Source organism: Escherichia sp. WS568, assembly GCF_046486085.1.
Lineage (GTDB): Bacteria > Pseudomonadota > Gammaproteobacteria > Enterobacterales > Enterobacteriaceae > Escherichia > Escherichia coli.
Window position 1 is genome coordinate 26,047 of the sequence record NZ_JBJQMC010000028.1, and the last position, 23,604, is coordinate 49,650.

Genomic DNA, 23,604 nt, shown 5'->3' on the forward strand with positions numbered 1-23,604 from the left:
CCGGAGTTTAACATGATAAGTAAACGCAGATTCTCTTTACCCCGGCTTGATATTACGGGAATGTGGGTATTTTCCCTGGGTGTCTGGTTTCATATCGTCGCCCGTCTTGTTTACAGCAAACCCTGGATGGCTTTTTTTCTGGCGGAGCTGATTGCGGCCATTCTCGTACTGTTCGGCGCATACCAGGTGCTGGATGCATGGATTGCCCGTGTCAGCCGGGAAGAGCGTGAGGCACTGGAAGCCAGGCAACAGGCCATGATGGAAGGGCAGCAGGAGGGCGGACATGTCTCTCACTAAATCACTGCTGTTCACCCTGTTGCTGAGCGCCGCTGCTGTGCAGGCCTCCACCCGGGATGAAATAGAGCGACTCTGGAATCCGCAGGGTATGGCTACGCAGCCTGCACAACCGGCAGCAGGCACGTCAGCCAGGACAGCAAAGCCGGCTCCCCGCTGGTTCCGCCTCAGTAATGGCAGGCAGGTTAACCTGGCCGACTGGAAGGTGGTGCTGTTTATGCAGGGGCATTGCCCTTACTGTCACCAGTTTGACCCGGTACTGAAACAGCTGGCACAGCAGTACGGCTTTTCCGTTTTTTCCTACACCCTGGATGGTCAGGGGGATACGGCCTTTCCTGAAGCATTACCGGTGCCACCGGAGGTGATGCAGACCTTCTTCCCGAATATCCCGGTGGCCACACCGACCACCTTCCTGGTCAACGTCAACACGCTTGAGGCATTACCGCTTTTACAGGGGGCAACGGATGCCGCCGGTTTTATGGCGCGGGTGGATACCGTTTTGCAGATGTACGGAGGAAAAAAAGGTGCGAAATAAGCAGGTGGTGTTACTCATTGCCGGAATATCCGGCATCGTGACGGGAATAATCGTCAGCCTGAATATCCCCTTTATCCGTCAGGGGCTTTTTTATCCCGCCAGCCCTGTAGAAATTGTCGTTTCGCTGAGTCTTACCTTTTCTGTTTCTGTTGTGTTTTTTGTGGGGGCAATTGTGGGATGGATTTCGGTGTCTGAAATATATTACAGCCGCATGACCGGTCTGAATGAATCATCGGAAATATCAGAGGGAACTTATAATGAGAGAAAATAAAAGTAATCCTGAGCTCAAAATCAGAAGTACAGAACGAGATTATAAATACATTTCCAGAATTACTGGCAGGTATGCTGGGTTGTCTCTGGTATTCCTGACTGCCGGAATTGTTTTATGGACAGTTATGGATATTATTTTTGATGCCTGTATTGATTCGTGGAAAGCGGACCCGGAATTAAATAATTCGAGTTATATGTGGAATATCCTGATATATGCCATTCCGTATGCGTTATATGCGCTTGCAGCCGGGTTTCTTGTTACATTTTTTTCTGTCCCCAATGTACGAATTAATATACGGAAATATCGAGATATTCCTGCTGAAATGTCGTATGCACCGGGAGAACACATTAAGGGAGGGCAAGAATGATGCCACGCATTAAACCTCTTCTGGTTCTTTGTGCCGCCTTACTGACGGTGACGCCTGCAGCGTCAGCGGATGTGAACAGCGACATGAATCAGTTCTTTAATAAGCTGGGATTTGCTTCCAATACCACACAGCCGGGCGTCTGGCAGGGGCAGGCCGCCGGCTATGCTTACGGTGGCTCCCTGTATGCCCGTACTCAGGTCAAAAATGTTCAGCTAATTTCCATGACGCTGCCGGATATCAATGCTGGATGTGGCGGCATCGACGCCTATCTCGGCTCGTTCAGTTTTATTAATGGTGAGCAGTTGCAGCGTTTTGTTAAGCAGATTATGAGCAATGCTGCCGGTTACTTTTTTGACCTTGCCCTGCAGACAACGGTGCCGGAAATAAAAACCGCAAAAGACTTCGTGCAGAAAATGGCAAGCGACATTAACAGTATGAACCTCAGTTCCTGCCAGGCTGCACAGGGGATTATCGGCGGGCTTTTCCCCCGGACGCAGGTGTCCCAGCAGAAAGTCTGTCAGGACATTGCCGGTGAGAGCAATATTTTTGCTGACTGGGCGGCTTCCCGGCAGGGATGTACCGTTGGCGGGAAATCTGACAGTGTCAGGGATAAAGCCAGCGACAAGGATAAGGAGCGGGTGACCAAAAACATCAACATCATGTGGAATGCGCTTTCCAAAAACAGAATGTTTGACGGCAACAAAGAGCTGAAAGAATTTGTGATGACGCTGACCGGCTCACTGGTGTTTGGTCCCAACGGCGAAATCACACCGCTGTCAGCCAGAACCACTGACCGCTCAATTATCCGGGCCATGATGGAAGGCGGCACAGCAAAAATTTATCACTGCAACGATTCTGATAAATGCCTGAAAGTGGTGGCAGACACACCGGTGACTATCAGCCGGGATAATGCACTGAAGTCTCAGATTACTAAACTTCTGGCCAGCATTCAGAACAAGGCGGTCAGTGACACGCCTCTGGATGACAAGGAAAAAGGCTTTATTTCCAGTACCACCATCCCCGTCTTCAAATACCTGGTTGACCCGCAGATGCTCGGAGTTTCCAACAGCATGATTTACCAGCTGACGGACTATATCGGTTACGACATCCTGCTGCAGTACATTCAGGAGCTGATACAGCAGGCCCGGGCGATGGTGGCCACGGGAAATTATGACGAAGCGGTTATCGGACATATTAACGACAACATGAATGATGCCACCCGGCAGATTGCGGCGTTTCAGTCACAGGTGCAGGTACAGCAGGATGCGCTGCTGGTTGTCGATCGTCAGATGAGCTACATGCGTCAGCAGCTTTCCGCCCGCATGCTCAGTCGTTACCAAAACAACTATCACTTCGGAGGGAGCACGCGGTGAATGAAGTTTATGTGATTGCCGGTGGTGAGTGGTTGCGGAATAACCTGAACGCCATTGCCGCCTTTATGGGAACCAGGACGTGGGATTCCATTGAAAAAATTGCGCTCACATTGTCTGTTCTCGCGGTGGCCGTAATGTGGGTACAGCGGCACAACGTGATGGATTTGCTGGGCTGGGTGGCCGTATTTGTGCTTATCAGCCTGCTGGTTAATGTCCGCACATCGGTGCAGATTATTGATAACAGTGACCTGGTCAAAGTTCACCGGGTGGATAATGTGCCGGTCGGACTGGCGATGCCACTTTCACTGACGACCCGTATCGGGCATGCAATGGTGGCCAGTTACGAGATGATCTTCACGCAACCGGACAGTGTCACCTACAGCAAAACGGGGATGCTGTTTGGCGCAGAACTGGTATCAAAAAGCACCGACTTTTTGTCCCGCAATCCGGAAATCGCCAATCTTTTCCAGGATTATGTGCAGAACTGTGTTATGGGGGATATTTACCTGAACCACAAATACACGCTGGAGGAGCTGATGGCCTCCGCTGATCCCTACACGCTGATTTTTTCCCGCCCCAGCCCGCTGCGGGGCGTTTATGACAGCAATAATAATTTCGTAACCTGTAAGGACGCGTCGGTTTCGCTGAAAGACAAGCTGAATCTGGACACACAGAGTGGCGGAAAAACCTGGCATTATTATGCCCAGCAGCTATTTGGTGGACGCCCTGATCCTAACCTGCTGTTCAGTACGCTGATTGGCGACAGTTACAGTTACTTCTATGGCTCAAGTAAATCAGCCAGCCAGATCATCCGCCAGAATGTCACCATCAATGCGCTGAAGGAGGGGATCACCAGTTATGCCGCACGTAATGGTGATTCGGCCAGCCTGGTGAATCTGGCCACCACGTCATCGATGGAGAAACAACGTCTGGCACATGTCTCCATCGGTCATGTGGCGATGCGGACACTGCCCATGACGCAGACCATCCTGACGGGGATCGCCATCGGTATTTTCCCGCTCCTGGTACTGGCGGCTGTATTCAACAAACTGACGCTGTCTGTCCTGAAAGGTTATGTGTTTGCCCTGATGTGGCTGCAGTCATGGCCACTCTTGTACGCCATTCTGAACAGTGCCATGACATTTTATGCGAAACAGAATGGTGCGCCGGTGGTGCTCTCTGAAATTTCACAGATACAACTGAAATACTCCGATCTGGCTTCCACTGCCGGGTATCTTTCCATGATGATCCCGCCATTATCCTGGATGATGGTCAGGGGGCTTGGGGCCGGATTTTCCAGTGTGTACAGCCATTTCGCTTCCTCTGCTATCAGCCCGACTGCCAGTGCGGCAGGTAGTGTGGTTGACGGTAATTACTCCTACGGCAACATGCAGACGGAAAACGTGAACGGCTTCAGCTGGAGCACCAACAGCACCACGTCGTTTGGTCAGATGATGTACCAGACCGGCAGTGGCGCAACCGCCACACAGACCCGTGACGGTAATATGGTGATGGATGCAAGCGGAGCGATGTCCCGTTTACCGGTCGGTATCAATGCAACGCGTCAGATTGCAGTGGCACAACAGGAAATGGCCCGGGAGGCGTCGAACAGAGCAGAAAGTGCCCTGCATGGTTTCAGCAGCAGTATTGCCAGTGCCTGGAACACGCTCAGTCAGTTTGGTTCTAACCGGGGGAGCAGTGACTCTGTCACCAGTGGTGCTGACAGTACGATGAGTGCACAGGACTCCATGATGGCCAGCCGTATGCGCAGTGCAGTGGAAAGCTATGCGAAGGCGCATAATATCAGTAATGAGCAGGCGACTCAGGAACTGGCATCCAGAAGTACGAGAGCTTCTGCCGGGATGTATGGAGATGCTCATGCTGAATGGGGGGTTAAACCTAAAATTCTTGGTGTTGGTGGAGGATTAGGCGTTAGAGGTGGTGGTCGGGCTGGCATTGACTGGAGTGATGATGATGCGCATCAGGCCAGCAGTGGTTCACGGGCCAGCTATGATGCTCGTCATGATATTGACGCTAAAGCCAGTAAGGACTTTAAAGAGGCCAGCGATTACTTTACCAGTCGCAAAGTCAGTGAATCCGGCAGCCATACTGACAATAATGCTGATTCCCGGGTGGATCAACTGTCTGCAGCCCTGAATTCAGCGAAACAGAGTTACGACCAGTACACGACGAATATGACCCGCAGCCATGAATATGCTGAAATGGCATCCCGTACTGAAAGCATGAGTGGGCAGATGAGCGAAGATTTGTCGCAACAGTTTGCACAGTATGTGATGAAACACGCACCGCAGGATGCCGAAGCTATTCTGACAAATACCAGTTCGCCGGAGATTGCAGAACGCCGTCGGGCAATGGCCTGGTCTTTTGTGCAGGAACAGATACAGCCTGGTGTTGATAATGCCTGGCGGGAATCCCGTGGCGATATTGGTAAAGGAATGGAGAGCGTACCTTCGGGTGGAGGCAGTCAGGATATTATTGCTGACCATCAGGGACATCAGGCCATTATTGAGCAAAGAACGCAGGACAGTAATATCCGTAATGATGTAAAACATCAGGTTGATAATATGGTCACAGAATATAAAGGGAATATAGGTGATACTCAGAACAGCATACGTGGCGAGGAAAATATTGTAAGAGGACAGTATTCTGAACTGCAGAATCACCATAAAACAGAGGCATTATCTCAGAATAATAAATATAATGAAGAAAAGTCGGCTCAGGAAAGAATGCCCGGGGCTGACAGTCCACAGGAACTGATGAAAAGGGCAAAGGAGTATCAGGATAAGTATAAGCAATAATACTGTGTTTGGGAGATGATAATGAGATGTTTAGCCCATATTGCTCTGGTAACAGTGATACAGTTTATCGCCTGTTATCTGGCTGATTGGGGGAATGCCGAAACAGTTTTTATGCTGTTCTTCATAGTGCTATGGCAGGGACTGTTTATCTGGTTGTTCTCTCAAATACGAAAAAAACGGGATGTGTCGGATGAGTTTAAGTTTAGTAAAGGCGTTTGGTATATAACGATGCCAGTATCTTCCTTACTCTCTCCGTTATTAAGCCTGATGGTTTTTATCATTGGTACACTATACGAATTAAGGCAAGTTAGTGGTTGCATAAGCATAAAAAAATGGGGGCAAAATCAACTCAAAGACCAATATGATGGGAGTGAAAAGTTAGACTTCGGGGGCATTGAACAGACCCCAACGATCTACTATAACCCTTCAACCGGATATCCTATGCATGGAGGCTTTGATTCAGCGGGAAATACTTTTGGGACTCGTTGGCAGGACTATTATGACAGGCAATAAGAAAACTGTAGTTTGTAAAAAAGGTAATTTGATGAAAACAAAAAAATTGATGATGGTTACACTGGTCAGTTCCACTCTGGCCCTTTCAGGGTGTGGTGCGATGAGCACAGCAATCAAGAAGCGTAACCTTGAGGTGAAGACTCAGATGAGTGAGACCATCTGGCTTGAACCCGCCAGCGAACGCACGGTATTTCTGCAGATCAAAAACACGTCTGATAAAGACATGAGTGGGCTGCAGGGCAAAATTGCTGATGCTGTGAAAGCAAAAGGGTATCAGGTGGTGACTTCTCCGGATAAAGCCTACTACTGGATTCAGGCGAATGTGCTGAAGGCCGATAAGATGGATCTGCGGGAGTCTCAGGGATGGCTGAACCGTGGTTATGAAGGCGCAGCAGTTGGTGCAGCGTTAGGTGCCGGTATCACCGGATATAATTCCAATTCTGCCGGTGCCACACTCGGTGTGGGCCTTGCTGCCGGTCTGGTGGGTATGGCTGCAGATGCGATGGTGGAAGATGTGAACTATACCATGATCACGGATGTGCAGATTGCAGAGCGTACTAAGGCAACGGTGACAACGGATAATGTTGCCGCCCTGCGTCAGGGCACATCAGGTGCGAAAATTCAGACCAGTACTGAAACAGGTAACCAGCATAAATACCAGACCCGTGTGGTCTCAAATGCGAACAAGGTTAACCTGAAATTTGAAGAGGCGAAGCCTGTTCTCGAAGACCAGCTGGCCAAATCAATCGCAAATATTCTCTGATTATCTTCCGGAGGCTGGTCTGACCGGCCTCCTGACTGACGCCTCGCTTTGCTCGTTGTCCAACCCCGGGGAGAAATAAAATAAATTTTATTTCTCCCCGGCGTTTCCGAAATAAATATGAAAACACTGAGCGGTTGTGCAAATTCTTTGTGCGACCGTGAAGTGTTGCCGGCGAAGCCGGAATTTAACGGTTATTAATCTTTTCATCATTAATAATCAGTCCGACTGACTTTCTTTCTTCAGAATATCATCATGAGTTTTAACGCAAAGGATATGACCCAGGGCGGTCAGATTGCGTCCATGCGTATCCGCATGTTCAGTCAGATCGCCAATATCATACTTTACTGCCTGTTTATTTTTTTCTGGATCCTAGTTGGTCTGGTTTTATGGGTAAAAATAAGCTGGCAGACGTTTGTGAATGGCTGCATTTACTGGTGGTGCACCACGCTGGAAGGCATGCGGGATTTAATCAGGTCCCAGCCGGTCTATGAGATCCAGTATTACGGCAAAACCTTCCGGATGAACGCGGCTCAGGTACTGCATGATAAATATATGATCTGGTGCGGTGAGCAGTTATGGTCGGCATTCGTTCTGGCGTCTGTCGTGGCCCTGGTTATCTGCCTGATCACCTTCTTTGTTGTCTCCTGGATTCTGGGGCGTCAGGGTAAACAACAGAGCGAAAATGAAATCACAGGTGGTCGTCAGCTGACTGACAATCCGAAAGAGGTGGCCAGGATGCTGAAAAAAGATGGCAAGGATTCCGATATCCGGATTGGCGATCTGCCGATTATCCGGGATTCTGAAATCCAGAACTTCTGTCTGCACGGCACTGTCGGGGCCGGTAAGTCGGAGGTTATCCGTCGTCTGGCCAACTACGCCCGTCAGCGTGGTGATATGGTGGTGATTTATGACCGTTCGGGGGAATTTGTTAAAAGTTACTATGATCCCTCCATCGATAAAATCCTGAATCCGCTGGATGCACGCTGTGCTGCCTGGGATTTGTGGAAGGAGTGCCTGACACAGCCAGATTTTGATAATACCGCAAATACTCTGATCCCGATGGGGACAAAAGAGGACCCGTTCTGGCAGGGTTCAGGACGTACCATTTTTGCGGAAGCGGCATACCTGATGCGTAATGACCCCAACCGCAGCTACAGCAAACTGGTGGACACACTGCTTTCCATCAAAATTGAAAAGCTGCGTACCTTCCTGCGTAATTCACCGGCGGCCAACCTGGTGGAAGAGAAAATCGAGAAAACGGCCATATCCATCCGTGCTGTGCTGACCAACTACGTGAAAGCCATCCGTTACCTGCAGGGGATTGAGCATAACGGTGAGCCCTTCACCATCCGTGACTGGATGCGTGGTGTCCGGGAAGATCAGAAAAACGGCTGGCTGTTTATTTCGTCGAACGCCGACACCCATGCCTCCCTGAAGCCGGTGATCTCCATGTGGCTGTCCATTGCTATTCGTGGTCTGCTGGCAATGGGAGAAAACCGTAACCGTCGTGTGTGGTTTTTCTGTGACGAGTTACCCACGTTACACAAACTGCCGGATCTGGTGGAGATCCTGCCGGAAGCCCGTAAGTTCGGTGGCTGTTATGTGTTTGGTATCCAGTCCTATGCCCAGCTGGAAGATATCTACGGTGAGAAAGCGGCTGCCACGCTGTTTGACGTCATGAACACCCGTGCCTTTTTCCGTTCTCCCAGCCATAAGATTGCAGAGTTCGCTGCCGGTGAAATTGGTGAGAAAGAGCACCTGAAAGCCAGCGAGCAGTATTCCTACGGTGCTGATCCGGTACGTGACGGGGTATCGACCGGTAAGGATATGGAGCGTCAGACGCTGGTCAGTTATTCCGACATTCAGTCTCTGCCGGATCTGACCTGTTATGTCACCCTGCCCGGACCGTATCCGGCAGTAAAACTCTCCCTGAAATATCAGACACGACCGAAGGTCGCTCCGGAGTTTATTCCGCGTGACATCAACCCGGAAATGGAGAACCGTCTGAGTGCCGTACTTGCCGCAAGGGAAGCAGAAGGTCGTCAGATGGCCAGCCTCTTCGAACCGGATGTCCCGGAGGTTGTTTCCGGAGAAGACGTGACTCAGGCTGAACAGCCGCAACAGCCGGTGTCTCCTGCCATCAACGATAAGAAGTCAGATGCAGGTGTGAATGTTCCGGCAGGGGGGATCGAGCAGGAGCTGAAAATGAAACCGGAAGAAGAGATGGAACAGCAACTGCCACCCGGGATCAGTGAATCCGGTGAAGTGGTGGATATGGCCGTTTATGAGGCATGGCAACGGGAGCAGAATCCGGATATCCAGCAGAAGATGCAGCGTCGTGAAGAGGTGAACATCAATGTGCACCGGGAGCGCGGGGAGGATGTTGAGCCGGGAGATGATTTCTGATGAACAGGTCAGCTCCAGTCTTCAATTCTCAGACCGTCCACACGTTCAAATTCCCGGGTGTTATTAGTCACAATAATCAGTCCCCGACTGCGGGCATGACCTGCGATCATTTGATCAAATGGCCCGACAGGGCGTCCCTGACGGGCAAGTTCTGCTCTTATCTGGCCGCTGTGTGTGGCTGCGGCAGCGTCGTAATCCAGAACATCAATGCGGGAAACAAATCCCTCGATCACAGCGAGATTACGTTCAGGCATCTGGCTTTTTTCTGCACCATATATCAGCTCCATCAGGGTGACCGAACTGATACACATTCTCCCCTGGTTCAGGTTAAAACGCTCCCTGACGCTGGCGGGTTTGTTCTTTATCGTGAAAATGCAGATGTTGGTATCGAGCATAAACTTCAGCATCAGAATGACTCCCTTTCCTGCATGCCGGGCTGTTCCCTGTTATCCATAAAATCGGCGCTGACGTTGTGTCCGTCGAACCATTCGTCCCATGTCTCTCCGGCTGGCGTAATGATTCTGGTTCGTCCGACAGCAATCACTTCAACGCGTTTTACGTTTTCCGGCAATGCAACCGCTTTTGGCAGTCTGACCGCCTGGCTGCGGTTGCTGAAAAATACGGTGGTTTCCATTATTTGCCTCCTTATGTGGATATGTCTTGTGTATATCCATTGTGGGATTGATACCGGGATATGTCAAAGGGATATACGTTTATGATGAGTATCGCGCAGGTCAGATCGGCCGGAAGTGCCGGTAACTATTATACCGACAAGGATAATTACTATGTGCTGGGCAGCATGGGAGAACGCTGGGCCGGCAGGGGGGCTGAACAGCTGGGGCTGCAGGGCAGCGTCGATAAGGATGTTTTTACCCGTCTTCTGGAGGGGAAGCTGCCGGACGGAGCGGATTTAAGCCGCATGCAGGATGGCAGTAATAAGCATCGTCCCGGCTACGACCTGACCTTCTCCGCCCCCAAAAGTGTCTCCGTGATGGCCATGTTAGGCGGTGATAAACGTCTTATTGATGCACATAACCAGGCCGTGGATTTTGCTGTCCGTCAGGTGGAGGCGCTGGCTTCCACACGGGTTATGACGGACGGACAGTCAGAAACGGTGCTGACCGGTAATCTGGTGATGGCACTGTTTAACCACGACACCAGTCGCGATCAGGAACCACAGTTACACACACATGCGGTAGTGGCCAATGTCACGCAGCATAACGGCGAGTGGAAGACATTGAGCAGTGACAAAGTGGGGAAAACGGGGTTCATTGAGAATGTGTACGCTAATCAGATTGCCTTCGGCAGGCTCTACCGGGAAAAACTGAAAGAGCAGGTTGAGGCGCTAGGCTATGAAACGGAAGTGGTTGGTAAGCACGGTATGTGGGAGATGCCGGGCGTACCGGTGGAGGCCTTCTCCGGACGCTCACAGGCTATCCGGGAGGCCGTCGGGGAAGACGCCTCGCTGAAATCCCGGGATGTGGCGGCACTGGATACGCGAAAATCCAAACAGCACGTCGATCCTGAAGTCAGAATGGCTGAATGGATGCAGACGCTGAAGGAAACCGGGTTCGACATCCGGGCGTATCGTGACGCGGCGGACCAACGGGCGGAGACCCGCACGCAGACGCCCGGACCCGCTTCACAGGACGGGCCGGATGTGCAGCAGGCGGTGACACAGGCCATTGCCGGATTAAGTGAACGCAAAGTGCAGTTTACGTACACGGACGTGCTGGCCAGAACGGTCGGCATACTGCCGCCGGAAAATGGTGTGATTGAACGGGCACGCGCCGGTATCGATGAGGCCATCAGCCGTGAGCAGCTTATCCCCCTCGATCGTGAGAAGGGGCTGTTCACGTCCGGGATTCATGTGCTCGATGAGCTGTCAGTCCGGGCACTCAGTCGTGACATCATGAAACAGAACCGGGTGACCGTACATCCGGAGAAAAGTGTCCCCCGGACGGCCGGTTACAGCGATGCGGTCAGTGTTCTGGCACAGGATCGCCCGTCGCTGGCTATTGTGTCCGGGCAGGGCGGTGCAGCCGGGCAGCGTGAGCGGGTGGCGGAGCTGGTCATGATGGCCCGGGAGCAGGGGCGGGAGGTGCAGATTATCGCCGCTGACCGTCGCTCGCAGATGAACCTGAAGCAGGATGAACGGCTGTCCGGTGAGCTGATAACCGGACGTCGTCAGCTGCAGGAGGGCATGGCCTTCACGCCGGGCAATACTGTTATCGTTGACCAGGGCGAAAAACTCTCCCTGAAAGAGACGTTAACCCTGCTGGACGGTGCCGCACGTCATAACGTACAGGTCCTGATAACCGACAGCGGGCAGCGAACCGGTACAGGCAGTGCACTGATGGCCATGAAAGATGCCGGGGTGAACACATATCGCTGGCAGGGGGGAGAACAGCGGCCGGCCACCATCATCAGTGAACCGGACCGTAATGTCCGCTATGCCCGGCTGGCAGGAGATTTTGCTGCCAGCGTGAAAGCCGGAGAAGAGAGCGTGGCACAGGTCAGCGGGGTACGGGAACAGGCCATACTGACACAGGCCATTCGCAGTGAGCTGAAAACACAGGGCGTGCTCGGACGCCCGGAGGTAACCATGACCGCCCTGTCGCCGGTCTGGCTGGACAGCCGGAGCCGTTATCTGCGGGATATGTACCGTCCGGGGATGGTGATGGAGCAGTGGAACCCGGAGACACGCAGTCATGACCGCTATGTTATCGACCGGGTGACGGCGCAGAGTAACAGCCTGACCCTGCGGGATGCGCAGGATGAAACGCAGGTGGTGCGTATTTCCTCCCTGGACAGCAGCTGGTCGCTGTTCCGGCCGGAAAAAATGCCGGTGGCAGACGGCGAGCGACTGAGGGTGACAGGGAAAATTCCCGGACTCCGCGTCTCCGGCGGTGACCGCCTGCAGGTGGCATCCGTCAGTGAAGATGCGATGACGGTTGTTGTGCCGGGGCGGGCTGAACCGGCCTCCCTGCCTGTGAGCGATTCACCATTCATGGCACTGAAGCTGGAGAACGGCTGGGTGGAAACGCCCGGGCATTCCGTCAGCGACAGTGCGAAGGTTTTTGCCTCCGTCACACAGATGGCAATGGACAACGCCACCCTGAACGGTCTGGCCCGCAGCGGTCGTGATGTCCGGCTGTATTCCTCACTGGATGAAACCCGTACTGCGGAAAAACTTGCCCGCCATCCCTCCTTTACGGTGGTTTCTGAGCAGATAAAGGCGCGTGCCGGTGAGACATTGCTGGAAACCGCTATCAGTCTGCAGAAAACCGGGCTTCACACGCCGGCACAGCAGGCTATTCATCTGGCGCTTCCTGTGGTGGAAAGTAAAAACCTGGCCTTCAGCATGGTGGACCTGCTGACAGAGGCGAAGTCGTTTGCTGCAGAAGGAACCAGTTTTACTGAACTGGGAGGGGAAATCAATGCGCAGATAAAACGCGGTGATTTACTGTATGTGGATGTGGCAAAAGGCTATGGCACAGGCCTGCTGGTTTCCCGTGCGTCGTATGAGGCAGAAAAGAGCATTCTTCGCCATATTCTCGAAGGTAAGGAGGCGGTCACGCCACTGATGGAGAGAGTACCTGGCGAACTCATGGAGAAACTGACATCAGGACAGCGTGCCGCTACCCGCATGATACTGGAAACGTCCGACCGTTTCACGGTGGTGCAGGGCTATGCCGGTGTGGGTAAGACCACACAGTTCCGGGCGGTGATGTCAGCCGTGAACATGCTGCCGGAGAGTGAACGTCCCCGTGTCGTGGGGCTGGGGCCCACGCACCGTGCGGTCGGTGAGATGCGCAGCGCCGGCGTGGATGCACAGACGCTGGCGTCCTTTCTGCATGACACGCAGCTGCTGCAGCGCAGCGGAGAAACGCCGAATTTCAGCAACACGCTGTTCCTGCTCGATGAGAGCTCTATGGTGGGCAATACCGACATGGCACGGGCATACGCCCTGATTGCGGCCGGTGGCGGTCGTGCCGTGGCCAGTGGTGACACGGACCAGTTGCAGGCCATCGCGCCCGGTCAGCCTTTCCGTCTCCAGCAGACGCGCAGTGCTGCCGATGTGGTCATCATGAAGGAGATTGTGCGTCAGACGCCGGAACTGCGGGAGGCGGTATACAGCCTGATTAACCGGGATGTGGAAAGGGCACTGTCCGGGCTTGAGAGTGTGAAACCGTCTCAGGTTCCCCGTCAGGAGGGCGCATGGGCACCGGAGCACTCCGTGACGGAGTTCAGTCACAGCCAGGAAGCGAAACTGGCAGAAGCGCAGCAGAAGGCGATGCTGAAAGGCGAGGCTTTCCCGGATATCCCCATGACACTGTATGAAGCCATTGTCCGCGACTATACCGGCAGGACACCGGAAGCACGGGAGCAGACGCTGATTGTCACACACCTGAATGAGGACCGGCGCGTACTGAACAGCATGATTCATGATGCACGGGAAAAGGCCGGTGAGCTGGGCAAAGAGCAGGTCATGGTGCCTGTCCTGAACACAGCGAATATACGTGACGGAGAACTGCGTCGTCTCTCCACCTGGGAGAATAACCCGGATGCCCTTGCCCTGGTGGATAGTGTGTATCACCGGATTGCCGGTATCAGCAAGGATGACGGGCTGATAACCCTGGAGGATGCGGAAGGTAACACGCGGCTGATTTCGCCCCGGGAGGCGGTGGCTGAAGGCGTCACACTGTACACCCCGGACACCATCCGGGTGGGAACCGGTGACCGGATGCGCTTCACGAAGAGTGACCGGGAGCGAGGTTATGTGGCCAACAGCGTCTGGACGGTGACAGCGGTTTCCGGTGACAGTGTCACGCTGTCGGACGGACAGCAGATCCGGGTGATTCGCCCAGGTCAGGAGCGGGCAGAGCAACATATTGACCTGGCTTATGCCATCACCGCCCACGGTGCGCAGGGGGCAAGTGAAACCTTTGCCATCGCGCTTGAAGGCACGGAAGGTAACCGGAAACTGATGGCCGGCTTTGAGTCAGCCTACGTGGCCCTGTCGCGTATGAAGCAGCATGTGCAGGTGTACACCGATAACCGTCAGGGCTGGACGGATGCCATCAACAATGCCGTACAGAAAGGAACTGCCCACGATGTGCTAGAGCCGAAATCGGACCGGGAGGTCATGAATGCAGAGCGGCTGTTCAGTACGGCGCGGGAGCTGCGGGACGTGGTGGCCGGCCGTGCCGTTCTCCGTCAGGCAGGGCTGGCCGGGGGAGACAGTCCTGCACGGTTTATTGCACCCGGGCGCAAATATCCGCAGCCGTATGTGGCACTGCCGGCTTTTGACCGTAACGGCAAGTCAGCTGGTATCTGGCTGAACCCGCTGACCACGGATGACGGAAACGGGCTGCGGGGCTTCAGTGGTGAAGGCCGGGTGAAAGGCAGCGGGGATGCGCAGTTCGTGGCCCTGCAGGGCAGCCGTAACGGAGAGAGCCTGCTGGCTGATAATATGCAGGATGGTGTCCGGATTGCCCGTGATAATCCTGACAGCGGTGTGGTGGTAAGAATCGCCGGTGAAGGTCGTCCGTGGAATCCCAGAACCATCACCGGTGGTCGCGTGTGGGGGGATATCCCGGACAACAGCGTTCAGCCGGGAGCCGGAAATGGCGAACCGGTCACGGCAGAGGTACTGGCACAGCGGCAGGCTGAAGAGGCCATCCGCCGTGAAACGGAACGCCGTGCGGATGAAATTGTCCGTAAAATGGCAGAGAACAAACCTGACCTGCCGGACGGCAAAACAGAGCAGGCTGTCAGGGATATTGCCGGGCTGGAGCGTGACCGGTCTGCCATATCTGAACGGGAAGCCGCGCTGCCGGAGAGTGTACTGCGTGAACCACAACGGGTGCGGGAAGCGGTCCGGGAGGTTGCCCGGGAAAATCTGCTGCAGGAGCGACTGCAGCAGATGGAGCGGGATATGGTTCGTGACCTGCAGAAAGAGAAAACCCTGGGCGGAGACTGACACAGGAAGATAAACGCTGATGACAACGGATAACACGAACACAACACGTAATGATTCACTGGCTGCCCGGACCGATACCTGGTTGCAGTCGTTGCTGGTCTGGTCACCCGGACAGCGGGATATCATCAAAACGGTGGCACTGGTGCTGATGGTTCTGGACCATGCAAACCGCATTCTGCATCTGGACCAGTCGTGGATGTTTCTGGTCGGGCGTGGGGCCTTTCCGCTGTTTGCCCTGGTGTGGGGGCTGAATCTGTCCCGTCATACGCATATCCGGCAGGAGGCCATTAACCGGCTGTGGGGATGGGCGGTGATTGCCCAGTTCGCATATTATCTGGCCGGCTTTCCTTGGTATGAGGGGAATATCCTGTTTGCCTTTGCAGTTGCGGCACAGGTGCTGACATGGTGTGAAACGCGCACCTGGTGGCGTTCCGCAGAGACCATGTTGCTTCTGGCAATGTGGTTGCCTTTCTCCGGCACCAGTTACGGCATTGCCGGGCTGCTGATGCTGGCAGTCAGCCACAGGCTGTACCGGGCGGAAGACAGAATGGAACGTCTGGCGCTGGTCGCCTGCCTGCTGGCTGTTATTCCGGCGCTTAACCTTGCCACCAGTGATGCAGCGGCGGTGGCCGGCCTTGTGATGACGGTGCTGACTGTTGGTCTGGTGTCCTGTACAGGGAAATCACTACCCCGTTTCTGGTACGGGGATTTTTTCCCGACGTTCTATGCCTGTCATCTTACTGTGCTGGGCGTTCTGGCTGTGTGACTGGTATGATGCTGGCGCTGATTCTGCTTATTAATAAACAACATAACACAGGATATTTATGAAAATTACGGATCACAAACTCCCTGAAGGTATTGCCCTGACATTTCGTGTCCCGGAAGGAAATATAAAACATCCTTTGATTCTCTTATGCCATGGATTTTGCGGTATCCGGAATGTTCTGCTGCCTTCCTTTGCGAATGCGTTTACAGAAGCCGGGTTTGCAACGATTACTTTTGATTATCGTGGATTCGGTGAGAGTGAAGGGGAACGAGGTCGTCTGGTTCCGGCAATGCAGACCGAAGATATTATTTCAGTTATCAATTGGGCAGAAAAGCAGGTATGTATTGATAATCAGCGTATAGGATTATGGGGAACATCGCTGGGTGGGTGTCATGTATTCAATGCAGCTGCGCAGGATAAAAGAGTGAAAAGTATTGTCAGCCAGCTGGCTTTTGCTGACGGTGAGGTTCTGGTTACCGGAGAAATGAATGAACTGGAGAAAGCTTCTTTTCTGTCCACGCTGAATAAAATGGCAGAAAAGAAGAAAAATACCGGGAAAGAGATGTTTGTGGGGGTTACCCGGGTACTGAGTGATAATGAATCAAAGGTATTCTTCGAGAAGGTAAAAGGTCAGTATCCTGAAATGGATATAAAAATACCTTTCCTTACGGTTATGGAGACGTTGCAATATAAACCGGCAGAGAGCGCAGCCAAAGTACAGTGCCCAGTTTTGGTTGTTATTGCCGGCCAGGATAGTGTTAATCCACCAGAACAGGGAAGAGCCTTATATGATGCTGTTGCTTCTGGTACTAAGGAATTATACGAGGAAGCTGACGCATGCCATTATGATATTTATAAAGGCGCGTTTTTTGAACGTGTGGCGGCAGTACAGACGCAATGGTTTAAAAAACATCTTTAATTGTCGGTATTAATATGTCAGAGGTCGTTGAGGTCAGCTTAATATCATAGTGAGTAGTTTCAACGACCTGGAGGACATATTTTCACAAAGGTCAGGGCAATCATGACAGAGCAGAAACGACCGGTACTGACACTGAAACGGAAAACGGAAGGGGAAACACCGACCCGGAGCCGGAAAACCATCATCAATGTCACCACGCCACCAAAATGGAAGGTGAAAAAGCAGAAACTGGCGGAGAAGGCTGCCCGGGAAGCAGAGCTGGCGGCGAAGAAAGCACAGGCCAGACAGGCGCTGTCCATTTATCTGACGCTGCCCTCGCTGGATGAGGCGGTGAACACTCTGAAACCTTGGTGGCCGGGATTGTTTGACGGTAACACGCCCCGGCTTCTGGCCTGCGGTATCCGGGACGTGTTACTGGAAGACGTGGCGCAGCGGAATATCCCGCTCTCGCATAAAAAACTGCGCCGGGCGCTGAAGGCCATCACCCGTTCAGAAAGCTATCTGTGTGCCATGAAAGCCGGTGCCTGCCGGTATGACACGGAAGGGTATGTGACGGAGCATATTTCTCAGGAGGAGGAAGCGTATGCGGCAGGGCGTTTGGAGAAAATTCGCCGCCAGAACCGGACAAAGGCAGAACTTCAGGCCGTGCTTGATGGGAAATAAAAAAAGCCTCCCCGGAAACCGGGGAGGCTGAAACAATAAGGCTTAAAAGGAAATAACTTCCGTACCCGAAAGGAAGCCAGTCCACTGAATTATTTACCACAATAATACTGACGACTAAAAGGGAGGAGCAGAAAAATGAATGGATTCAGAAACAGTTCACGGAACGGTCAGGTCTGGCGTTACCAGCGTGCCGGCGGGCGGGCCGTTATTCTGGAGGTCAGTGGACGCTGGATGGAAGCGGCAGAAGCATGGCGACGGGCTGCCTGCATAGCTCCCCGGACAGACTGGCAACAGTTTGCCCGGAAAAGGGCTGAACACTGCCACCGGCGCTGCCGGGGAAGGGTGTAACGAAAAAAGCAGCCTTCATTACTCCAGGAGTCAGAAGGCTGAAAGGAGTTTATGAGATTTGCTTTTTTTAATATCCGGTCGGGCAGTATGACCGGCCAGTTCTGAGTAGCACAGAGTTTTTTCCGTATTAAGTCGCGATTTTATATTTTGTGATTAATTTCACAAAATAAGGTCTTATTCAATGTGTGCTGCGATATTCAGGGGGGCTGAAATACAGGTGCCATTTATCTGATATGGAGAATAACATGAGGAAATATATTCCACTGGTATTATTTATCTTTTCATGGCCGGTATTGTCTGCAGATGTTCACGGGCAGATTTATGCACCAGACAGAATGAATGTTAATTAGTTTATGAATACAACAGGGGCTGATCAGCAATCACCGGAACATCGTAGCTGACGCGTTCGCAATGCTCAGTTGTCCCCCCCGGAAACGGGAAAAAGTAAGTTTTCCCCCGCTCCCGGCGTTTTTGTAACAAAAACAGGCAAATGGGGGTAATAGTCAGCAACAGGGAATGTGGTATTATCGCGGCGGGTGTTTGAGCCTTTCTGGTTCAGGCAAGACGCAGGTACCAGAAATGCGAAGACCCCACTCGTTAATCCATTAACTCGTGAGGTCTGCATGAAGTACCTTAACACTACTGATTGTAGCCTCTTCTTTGCTGAGAGGTCAAAGTTTATGACGAAATATGCCCTTATCGGGTTGCTCGCCGTGTGCGCCACGGTGTTGTGTTTTTCACTGATATTCAGGGAACGGTTATGTGAGCTGAATATTCACAGAGGAAATACAGTGGTGCAGGTAACTCTGGCCTACGAAGCACGGAAGTAAGCTGCCGGGCGGGGACGGAAGTCCCCGCTTTCCGGAAGTGTGAGGTATTTCAGGGGCAGACACCCTATATACCAGAAACAGCCGGTCCCGCCCGGGGCCGGCACCCTGGCTAAGGCATTTCCAGCTTTTCAGTCATTTCATTATCAAAATCACATTAAACGGTCGTAATCAGACATGATTTGTGCGCCAACACAGATCATCGTCACAACTTTCAAGTCGCTGATTTCAAAAAACTGTAGTATTCTCTGCGAAACGATCCCTGTTTGAGAATTGAGGAGGCGAGATGTCGCAGACAGAAAATGCAGTGACTTCCTCATCAGGCACCAAGCGTACATACCGGAAAGGTAACCCTGTTCCGGCCAGAGAGAGGCAAAGAGCTTCTCTGGCTCGCAGAAGCAACACTCATAAGGCTTTTCATGCGGTTATTCAGGCCCGGTTAAAAGACAGGCTGAGTGAACTGGCGGATGAGGAAGGTATTACTCAGGCGCAGATGCTTGAAAAACTGATTGAATCAGAGCTGAAACGCAGAGCGACTTCGTAAATATTCACATTCTTGCTTATCTCAGGAGTGAGTGGTAGATTGCTGATCGTTTAAGGAATTTTGTGGCTGGCCACGCCGTAAGGTGGCAGGGAACTGGTTCTGATGTGGATTTACAGGAGCCAGAAAAGCGAAAACCCCGATAATCTTCTTCAAGTTTGGCGACTAGAAAGATTACCGGGGCCCCATAAAACCGCATAGCCAACAATTCAGCTATGCGGGGAGTATAGTTATATGCCCGGAAAAGTTCAAGACTTCTTTCTGTGCTCACTCCTTCTGTGCATTGTAAGTGCAGGATGGTGTGGCTAATCATGAAACACATTCAGTAATAGCGGGTGGGATTGAATCAGATCTTCACATTGATTCCAGCAAGTATCCTCACCCGTTTTGCAGCCTTCTCCAGAAAAGGGCTCATTTTGACTCCTTCAAGCATCTGATCTTCATCAGAGGTTTGCTTGCAATAGCGCATGGCAAACGTAAAAATAAAATCAGCGCGTCGATGGTTAGTTTTTATGTTTCCCTCGTACAAGTAATGTGCGCACACTACATCCCTGATACGAACAAAGTTAACTTATCTGTTAAAGAGCTTTCAGTTTGTAGTGGAGGTTCATACACTCGTGTTTGGAGAGCCCTCAAAACTCTTGATAATGATCTTCATCTCATCGCTTTTGATGGAGGAACCATCTGGTTCAGACCAGATATGTTCGAAACTTTACGTGTCGGCCCAGACGAGCTAGTTACCGCCCGTAGGAGGGGGAATAGTGTTGGAGGGGGACATGGCTGATCTCCTTCAAAAATACTATTCACAGGTTAAAAATCCGAATCCGGTGTTCACACCCCGTGAAGGTGCCGGAACGCTGAAGTTCTGCGAAAAACTGATGGAAAAGGCGGTGGGCTTCACCTCCCGTTTTGATTTCGCCATTCATGTGGCACATGCCCGTTCGAAGGGACTGCGTCGGCGCATGCCACCGGTACTGCGTCGCCGGGCTATTGATGCGCTGCTGCAGGGGCTGTGTTTTCACTATGACCCGCTGGCCAACCGCGTCCAGTGCTCCATCACTACGCTGGCCATTGAGTGCGGACTGGCGACGGAGTCTGCTGCCGGAAAACTCTCCATCACCCGGGCCTCCCGAGCCTTGACGTTCCTTGCAGAGCTGGGACTGATTACCTACCAGACGGAATATGATCCGCTTATCGGGTGCTACATTCCGACCGATATCACGTTCACACCGGCGTTATTTGCCGCCCTTGATGTGTCTGAGGATGCAGTGGTTGCTGCGCGCCGCAGTCGTGTTGAATGGGAAAACAGACAGCGCAAAAAGCAGGGGCTGGATACCCTGGGTATGGATGAACTGATAGCGAAAGCCTGGCGTTTTGTGCGTGAGCGTTTCCGCAGTTACCAGACAGAGCTTAAGTCCCGTGGAATAAAGCGTGCCCGTGCGCGTCGTGATGCGAACAGGGAACGTCAGGATATCGTCACCCTGGTGAAACGGCAGCTGACGCGTGAAATCTCGGAAGGGCGCTTCACTGCCAATCGTGAGGCGGTAAAACGCGAAGTGGAGCGTCGTGTGAAAGAGCGCATGATTCTGTCACGTAACCGTAATTACAGCCGGCTGGCCACAGCTTCCCCCTGAAAGTGACCTCTTCTGAATAATCCGGCCCGCACCGGAGGCATTCGCACGCCTGAAGCCTGCCAGCGAACAAAAAAGCAGCACCTCATACAAAAAACAACCTCATCATCCACCTTCTGGTGCATCTGGCCCCCCCTGTTTTTGATACAAAACACGCCTCACAGACGGGGAATTTTGCTTATCCACATTTAACTGCAATGGACTTCCCCATAAGGTTACAACCGTTCATGTCATAAAGCGCCAGGCGCCAGCCTTACAGGGTGCAATGTATCTTTTAAACACCTGTTTATATCTCCTTTAAACTACTTAATTACATTCATTTAAAAAGAAAACCTATTCACTGCCTGTCCTGTGGACAGACAGATATGCACCTCCCACCGTAAACGGCGGGCCCCAACCGGAGCCACTTTAGTTACAACACACAAAACCAACCTCCAGAAAAACCCCGAACCAGCGCAGAACTGAAACCACAAAGCCCCTCCCTCATAACTGAAAAGCGGCCCCGCCCCGGCCCTTCGGGCCGGAACAGAGTCGCTTTTAATTATGAATGTTGTAACTACATCTTCATCGCTGTCAGTCTTCTCGCTGGAAGTTCTCAGTACACGCTCGTAAGCGGCCCTCACGGCCCGCTAACGCGGAGATACGCCCCGACTTCGGGTAAACCCTCGTCGGGACCACTCCGACCGCGCACAGAAGCTCTCTCATGGCTGAAAGCGGGTATGGTCTGGCAGGGCTGGGGATGGGTAAGGTGAAATCTATCAATCAGTACCGGCTTACGCCGGGCTTCGGCGGTTTTACTCCTGTATCATATGAAACAACAGAGTGCCGCCTTCCATGCCGCTGATGCGGCATATCCTGGTAACGATATCTGAATTGTTATACATGTGTATATACGTGGTAATGACAAAAATAGGACAAGTTAAAAATTTACAGGCGATGCAATGATTCAAACACGTAATCAATATCTGCAGTTTATGCTGGTTATGCTGGCTGCATGGGGCATTAGTTGGGGAGCCAGATTTGTCATGGAGCAGGCCGTTCTGCTTTATGGATCAGGAAAAAACTATTTGTTCTTCAGTCATGGTACTGTTCTGATGTACCTGCTGTGTGTTTTCCTGGTATACCGCCGTTGGATAGCTCCGCTACCGGTCGTTGGTCAGCTGCGCAACGTTGGCGTACCGTGGCTGGTCGGTGCGATGGCCGTGGTGTATGTCGGTGTATTTCTGCTCGGTAAGGCGCTGGCTCTGCCTGCTGAGCCATTTATGACGAAACTTTTTGCCGATAAGTCCATACCTGACGTGATCCTGACGTTGCTGACCATCTTTATCCTTGCCCCGTTGAATGAGGAAACGCTGTTCCGGGGGATTATGCTGAACGTCTTCCGTTCACGGTACTGCTGGACGATGTGGCTGGGGGCGCTGATAACGTCGTTGTTGTTCGTCGCCGCGCACAGCCAGTATCAGAACCTGCTGACACTGGCAGAACTGTTCCTGGTGGGGTTGATTACATCAGTGGCCAGGATCAGAAGTGGTGGCCTGCTGCTGCCGGTATTGCTGCATATGGAAGCAACCACGCTGGGTTTACTGTTTGGTTGAAAGTTATATTTTTATTAAACATTGTGCGTTAAAGCCTGGTGTGTTTTTTTAGTGGATGTTATATTTAAATATAACTTTTATGGAGGTGAAGAATGCATACCACCCGACTGAAGAGGGTTGGCGGCTCAGTTATGCTGACCGTCCCACCGGCACTGCTGAATGCGCTGTCTCTGGGCACAGATAATGAAGTTGGCATGGTCATTGATAATGGCCGGCTGATTGTTGAGCCGTACAGACGCCCGCAATATTCACTGGCTGAGCTACTGGCACAGTGTGATCCGAATGCTGAAATATCAGCTGAAGAACGAGAATGGCTGGATGCACCGGCGACTGGTCAGGAGGAAATCTGACATGGAAAGAGGGGAAATCTGGCTTGTCTCGCTTGATCCTACCGCAGGTCATGAGCAGCAGGGAACGCGGCCGGTGCTGATTGTCACACCGGCGGCCTTTAATCGCGTGACCCGCCTGCCTGTTGTTGTGCCCGTAACCAGCGGAGGCAATTTTGCCCGCACTGCCGGCTTTGCGGTGTCGTTGGATGGTGTTGGCATACGTACCACAGGTGTTGTACGTTGCGATCAACCCCGGACAATTGATATGAAAGCACGGGGCGGAAAACGACTCGAACGGGTTCCGGAGACTATCATGAACGAAGTTCTTGGCCGCCTGTCCACTATTCTGACTTGAACATGGGGTTTGAGGGGCAACTGGATGAAAACGTACGATTTAGGGCACTAAAACCGCTGTTGTCCCACCATTCTGGTGATTCCCAAACGTTATTTGGCTAAAAAGTAGTTTTGATGTGGTTTATTTTCCGAATTCCAAGCGCAGCCCTACTTTCTTGTGCGTATTTGCGTGTTTTGCGCAGTTTTGAAGTTCCGGTGATGCTGCCAACTTACTGATTTAGTGTATGATGGTGTTTTTGAGGTGCTCCAGTGGCTTCTGTTTCTATCAGCTGTCCCTCCTGTTCAGCTACTGACGGGGTGGTGC

25 protein-coding genes and 1 pseudogene are annotated in these 23,604 nt (G+C 52.3%); 24 read left to right on the forward strand and 2 right to left on the reverse strand.

Annotated features, from left to right (window positions below):
* The first annotated feature begins 12 nt into the window (after positions 1-12).
* The 9 genes from traQ to traD all read left to right on the forward strand — a co-directional run bounded on the left by traQ (position 13) and on the right by traD (position 9,341).
* Positions 13-297, forward strand: a complete 285-nt coding sequence (gene traQ, locus ACJHWR_RS22390; RefSeq protein WP_000624109.1) for a type-F conjugative transfer system pilin chaperone TraQ — start codon at positions 13-15, stop codon at positions 295-297.
* Entirely contained in the window at positions 284-829 is a 546-nt protein-coding gene (gene trbB / locus ACJHWR_RS22395) for a type-F conjugative transfer system pilin assembly thiol-disulfide isomerase TrbB (protein ID WP_000059851.1), read from the forward strand. Before traQ ends, trbB begins: the two co-directional genes overlap by 14 nt.
* Positions 759-1,100, forward strand: coding sequence for a P-type conjugative transfer protein TrbJ (trbJ, locus tag ACJHWR_RS22400; protein WP_001443031.1), 342 nt, complete (start codon positions 759-761; stop codon positions 1,098-1,100). Before trbB ends, trbJ begins: the two co-directional genes overlap by 71 nt.
* Entirely contained in the window at positions 1,087-1,467 is a 381-nt protein-coding gene (gene trbF, locus ACJHWR_RS22405) for an F-type conjugal transfer protein TrbF (protein WP_001389370.1), read from the forward strand. Before trbJ ends, trbF begins: the two co-directional genes overlap by 14 nt.
* Positions 1,467-2,840, forward strand: coding sequence for a conjugal transfer pilus assembly protein TraH (gene traH / locus ACJHWR_RS22410; RefSeq protein WP_001517790.1), 1,374 nt, complete (start codon positions 1,467-1,469; stop codon positions 2,838-2,840). Before trbF ends, traH begins: the two co-directional genes overlap by 1 nt.
* Positions 2,837-5,659, forward strand: a complete 2,823-nt coding sequence (gene traG / locus ACJHWR_RS22415; protein WP_001007018.1) for a conjugal transfer mating-pair stabilization protein TraG — start codon at positions 2,837-2,839, stop codon at positions 5,657-5,659. The genes traH and traG overlap by 4 nt, the downstream gene beginning before the upstream one ends.
* 15 nt (positions 5,660-5,674) lie before the next feature.
* The gene (locus ACJHWR_RS22420; protein ID WP_000605857.1) at positions 5,675-6,172 is read left to right on the forward strand and encodes an entry exclusion protein; all 498 of its coding nucleotides are present in this window, start codon (positions 5,675-5,677) and stop codon (positions 6,170-6,172) included.
* Positions 6,173-6,203: 31 nt separating this feature from the next.
* The gene (traT, locus tag ACJHWR_RS22425) at positions 6,204-6,935 is read left to right on the forward strand and encodes a conjugal transfer complement resistance protein TraT (protein ID WP_023565183.1); all 732 of its coding nucleotides are present in this window, start codon (positions 6,204-6,206) and stop codon (positions 6,933-6,935) included.
* 252 nt (positions 6,936-7,187) lie between these two features.
* Entirely contained in the window at positions 7,188-9,341 is a 2,154-nt protein-coding gene (traD, locus tag ACJHWR_RS22430) for a type IV conjugative transfer system coupling protein TraD (RefSeq protein ID WP_000009324.1), read from the forward strand.
* Between the two features lie 8 nt (positions 9,342-9,349).
* Here traD and ACJHWR_RS22435 read toward each other — a convergent pair whose 3' ends face one another.
* Both ACJHWR_RS22435 and vapB read right to left on the reverse strand, forming a co-directional pair.
* Positions 9,350-9,748, reverse strand: coding sequence for a type II toxin-antitoxin system tRNA(fMet)-specific endonuclease VapC (locus ACJHWR_RS22435; protein WP_000911313.1), 399 nt, complete (start codon positions 9,746-9,748; stop codon positions 9,350-9,352).
* Positions 9,748-9,975 carry a toxin-antitoxin system antitoxin VapB gene (gene vapB / locus ACJHWR_RS22440; protein WP_000450520.1) on the reverse strand — a complete coding sequence of 76 codons (228 nt, stop codon included), beginning with the start codon at positions 9,973-9,975 and terminating at the stop codon, positions 9,748-9,750. Before vapB ends, ACJHWR_RS22435 begins: the two co-directional genes overlap by 1 nt.
* An 81-nt stretch (positions 9,976-10,056) precedes the next feature.
* On the opposite strand from vapB, the gene traI reads away from it, so the two are divergent.
* From traI to ACJHWR_RS22515, 15 genes and pseudogenes are all read left to right on the forward strand, one after another.
* Positions 10,057-15,327, forward strand: coding sequence for a conjugative transfer relaxase/helicase TraI (gene traI, locus ACJHWR_RS22445; protein WP_000986962.1), 5,271 nt, complete (start codon positions 10,057-10,059; stop codon positions 15,325-15,327).
* Positions 15,328-15,346: 19 nt separating this feature from the next.
* Positions 15,347-16,093 (forward strand): conjugal transfer pilus acetylase TraX, encoded by a 747-nt coding sequence (traX, locus tag ACJHWR_RS22450; RefSeq protein ID WP_000205749.1) that lies wholly within the window; start codon positions 15,347-15,349, stop codon positions 16,091-16,093.
* A 58-nt stretch (positions 16,094-16,151) separates the two neighbouring features.
* A complete protein-coding gene (locus ACJHWR_RS22455; RefSeq protein WP_000704513.1) occupies positions 16,152-17,012 on the forward strand; it encodes an alpha/beta hydrolase in 861 nt (286 codons plus the stop codon).
* Between the two features lie 102 nt (positions 17,013-17,114).
* A complete protein-coding gene (locus tag ACJHWR_RS22460) occupies positions 17,115-17,675 on the forward strand; it encodes a fertility inhibition protein FinO (RefSeq protein ID WP_000139315.1) in 561 nt (186 codons plus the stop codon).
* Between the two features lie 135 nt (positions 17,676-17,810).
* The gene (locus ACJHWR_RS22465) at positions 17,811-18,023 is read left to right on the forward strand and encodes an ANR family transcriptional regulator (RefSeq protein WP_001299730.1); all 213 of its coding nucleotides are present in this window, start codon (positions 17,811-17,813) and stop codon (positions 18,021-18,023) included.
* 245 nt (positions 18,024-18,268) lie between these two features.
* Positions 18,269-18,343, forward strand: a pseudogene (locus ACJHWR_RS22470) (endonuclease); the annotation flags it as partial.
* A gap of 360 nt (positions 18,344-18,703) precedes the next feature.
* Positions 18,704-18,853 (forward strand): Hok/Gef family protein, encoded by a 150-nt coding sequence (locus ACJHWR_RS22475; protein ID WP_001312851.1) that lies wholly within the window; start codon positions 18,704-18,706, stop codon positions 18,851-18,853.
* A gap of 283 nt (positions 18,854-19,136) precedes the next feature.
* The gene (locus ACJHWR_RS22480; RefSeq protein WP_000083845.1) at positions 19,137-19,394 is read left to right on the forward strand and encodes a replication regulatory protein RepA; all 258 of its coding nucleotides are present in this window, start codon (positions 19,137-19,139) and stop codon (positions 19,392-19,394) included.
* Between the two features lie 231 nt (positions 19,395-19,625).
* The gene (gene tap, locus ACJHWR_RS22485; protein WP_001442103.1) at positions 19,626-19,700 is read left to right on the forward strand and encodes a RepA leader peptide Tap; all 75 of its coding nucleotides are present in this window, start codon (positions 19,626-19,628) and stop codon (positions 19,698-19,700) included.
* Positions 19,693-20,175 carry a hypothetical protein gene (locus tag ACJHWR_RS22490; RefSeq protein ID WP_001273588.1) on the forward strand — a complete coding sequence of 161 codons (483 nt, stop codon included), beginning with the start codon at positions 19,693-19,695 and terminating at the stop codon, positions 20,173-20,175. Before tap ends, ACJHWR_RS22490 begins: the two co-directional genes overlap by 8 nt.
* On the forward strand, positions 20,168-21,025 hold the full coding sequence (gene repA / locus ACJHWR_RS22495; protein WP_000774297.1) for an incFII family plasmid replication initiator RepA: 858 nt from the start codon (positions 20,168-20,170) through the stop codon (positions 21,023-21,025). Before ACJHWR_RS22490 ends, repA begins: the two co-directional genes overlap by 8 nt.
* A 938-nt stretch (positions 21,026-21,963) precedes the next feature.
* A complete protein-coding gene (locus ACJHWR_RS22500) occupies positions 21,964-22,617 on the forward strand; it encodes a CPBP family intramembrane glutamic endopeptidase (RefSeq protein WP_000616807.1) in 654 nt (217 codons plus the stop codon).
* A gap of 92 nt (positions 22,618-22,709) precedes the next feature.
* Positions 22,710-22,967: a type II toxin-antitoxin system antitoxin PemI gene (gene pemI / locus ACJHWR_RS22505; protein WP_000557619.1), complete on the forward strand. Its 258-nt coding sequence runs from the start codon at positions 22,710-22,712 to the stop codon at positions 22,965-22,967.
* Between the two features lies 1 nt (position 22,968).
* The gene (gene pemK-mt, locus ACJHWR_RS22510; protein WP_000439434.1) at positions 22,969-23,301 is read left to right on the forward strand and encodes a type II toxin-antitoxin system toxin endoribonuclease PemK-mt; all 333 of its coding nucleotides are present in this window, start codon (positions 22,969-22,971) and stop codon (positions 23,299-23,301) included.
* A 248-nt stretch (positions 23,302-23,549) separates the two neighbouring features.
* Positions 23,550-23,604, forward strand: a 55-nt coding sequence (locus tag ACJHWR_RS22515; protein WP_129692851.1) for an IS1 family transposase, incomplete at its 3' end; no start/stop codon positions are given.

What these genes read in the sequence shown, in the direction of transcription:
- ACJHWR_RS22460 (WP_000139315.1), top strand. Translation starts at nt 17,115, where the DNA reads ATGACAGAGCAGAAACGACCGGTACTGACACTGAAACGGAAAACGGAA.
- traT (WP_023565183.1), top strand. Translation starts at nt 6,204, where the DNA reads ATGAAAACAAAAAAATTGATGATGGTTACACTGGTCAGTTCCACTCTG.
- traQ (WP_000624109.1), top strand. Translation starts at nt 13, where the DNA reads ATGATAAGTAAACGCAGATTCTCTTTACCCCGGCTTGATATTACGGGA.
- trbJ (WP_001443031.1), top strand. Translation starts at nt 759, where the DNA reads ATGCCGCCGGTTTTATGGCGCGGGTGGATACCGTTTTGCAGATGTACG.
- traH (WP_001517790.1), top strand. Translation starts at nt 1,467, where the DNA reads ATGCCACGCATTAAACCTCTTCTGGTTCTTTGTGCCGCCTTACTGACG.
- trbF (WP_001389370.1), top strand. Translation starts at nt 1,087, where the DNA reads ATGAGAGAAAATAAAAGTAATCCTGAGCTCAAAATCAGAAGTACAGAA.
- ACJHWR_RS22475 (WP_001312851.1), top strand. Translation starts at nt 18,704, where the DNA reads ATGACGAAATATGCCCTTATCGGGTTGCTCGCCGTGTGCGCCACGGTG.
- ACJHWR_RS22480 (WP_000083845.1), top strand. Translation starts at nt 19,137, where the DNA reads ATGTCGCAGACAGAAAATGCAGTGACTTCCTCATCAGGCACCAAGCGT.
- ACJHWR_RS22500 (WP_000616807.1), top strand. Translation starts at nt 21,964, where the DNA reads ATGATTCAAACACGTAATCAATATCTGCAGTTTATGCTGGTTATGCTG.
- traI (WP_000986962.1), top strand. Translation starts at nt 10,057, where the DNA reads ATGATGAGTATCGCGCAGGTCAGATCGGCCGGAAGTGCCGGTAACTAT.
- vapB (WP_000450520.1), bottom strand. Translation starts at nt 9,975, where the DNA reads ATGGAAACCACCGTATTTTTCAGCAACCGCAGCCAGGCGGTCAGACTG.
- trbB (WP_000059851.1), top strand. Translation starts at nt 284, where the DNA reads ATGTCTCTCACTAAATCACTGCTGTTCACCCTGTTGCTGAGCGCCGCT.
- traD (WP_000009324.1), top strand. Translation starts at nt 7,188, where the DNA reads ATGAGTTTTAACGCAAAGGATATGACCCAGGGCGGTCAGATTGCGTCC.
- ACJHWR_RS22455 (WP_000704513.1), top strand. Translation starts at nt 16,152, where the DNA reads ATGAAAATTACGGATCACAAACTCCCTGAAGGTATTGCCCTGACATTT.
- pemK-mt (WP_000439434.1), top strand. Translation starts at nt 22,969, where the DNA reads ATGGAAAGAGGGGAAATCTGGCTTGTCTCGCTTGATCCTACCGCAGGT.
- ACJHWR_RS22435 (WP_000911313.1), bottom strand. Translation starts at nt 9,748, where the DNA reads ATGCTGAAGTTTATGCTCGATACCAACATCTGCATTTTCACGATAAAG.
- repA (WP_000774297.1), top strand. Translation starts at nt 20,168, where the DNA reads ATGGCTGATCTCCTTCAAAAATACTATTCACAGGTTAAAAATCCGAAT.
- traX (WP_000205749.1), top strand. Translation starts at nt 15,347, where the DNA reads ATGACAACGGATAACACGAACACAACACGTAATGATTCACTGGCTGCC.
- ACJHWR_RS22465 (WP_001299730.1), top strand. Translation starts at nt 17,811, where the DNA reads ATGAATGGATTCAGAAACAGTTCACGGAACGGTCAGGTCTGGCGTTAC.
- ACJHWR_RS22420 (WP_000605857.1), top strand. Translation starts at nt 5,675, where the DNA reads ATGATAATGAGATGTTTAGCCCATATTGCTCTGGTAACAGTGATACAG.
- pemI (WP_000557619.1), top strand. Translation starts at nt 22,710, where the DNA reads ATGCATACCACCCGACTGAAGAGGGTTGGCGGCTCAGTTATGCTGACC.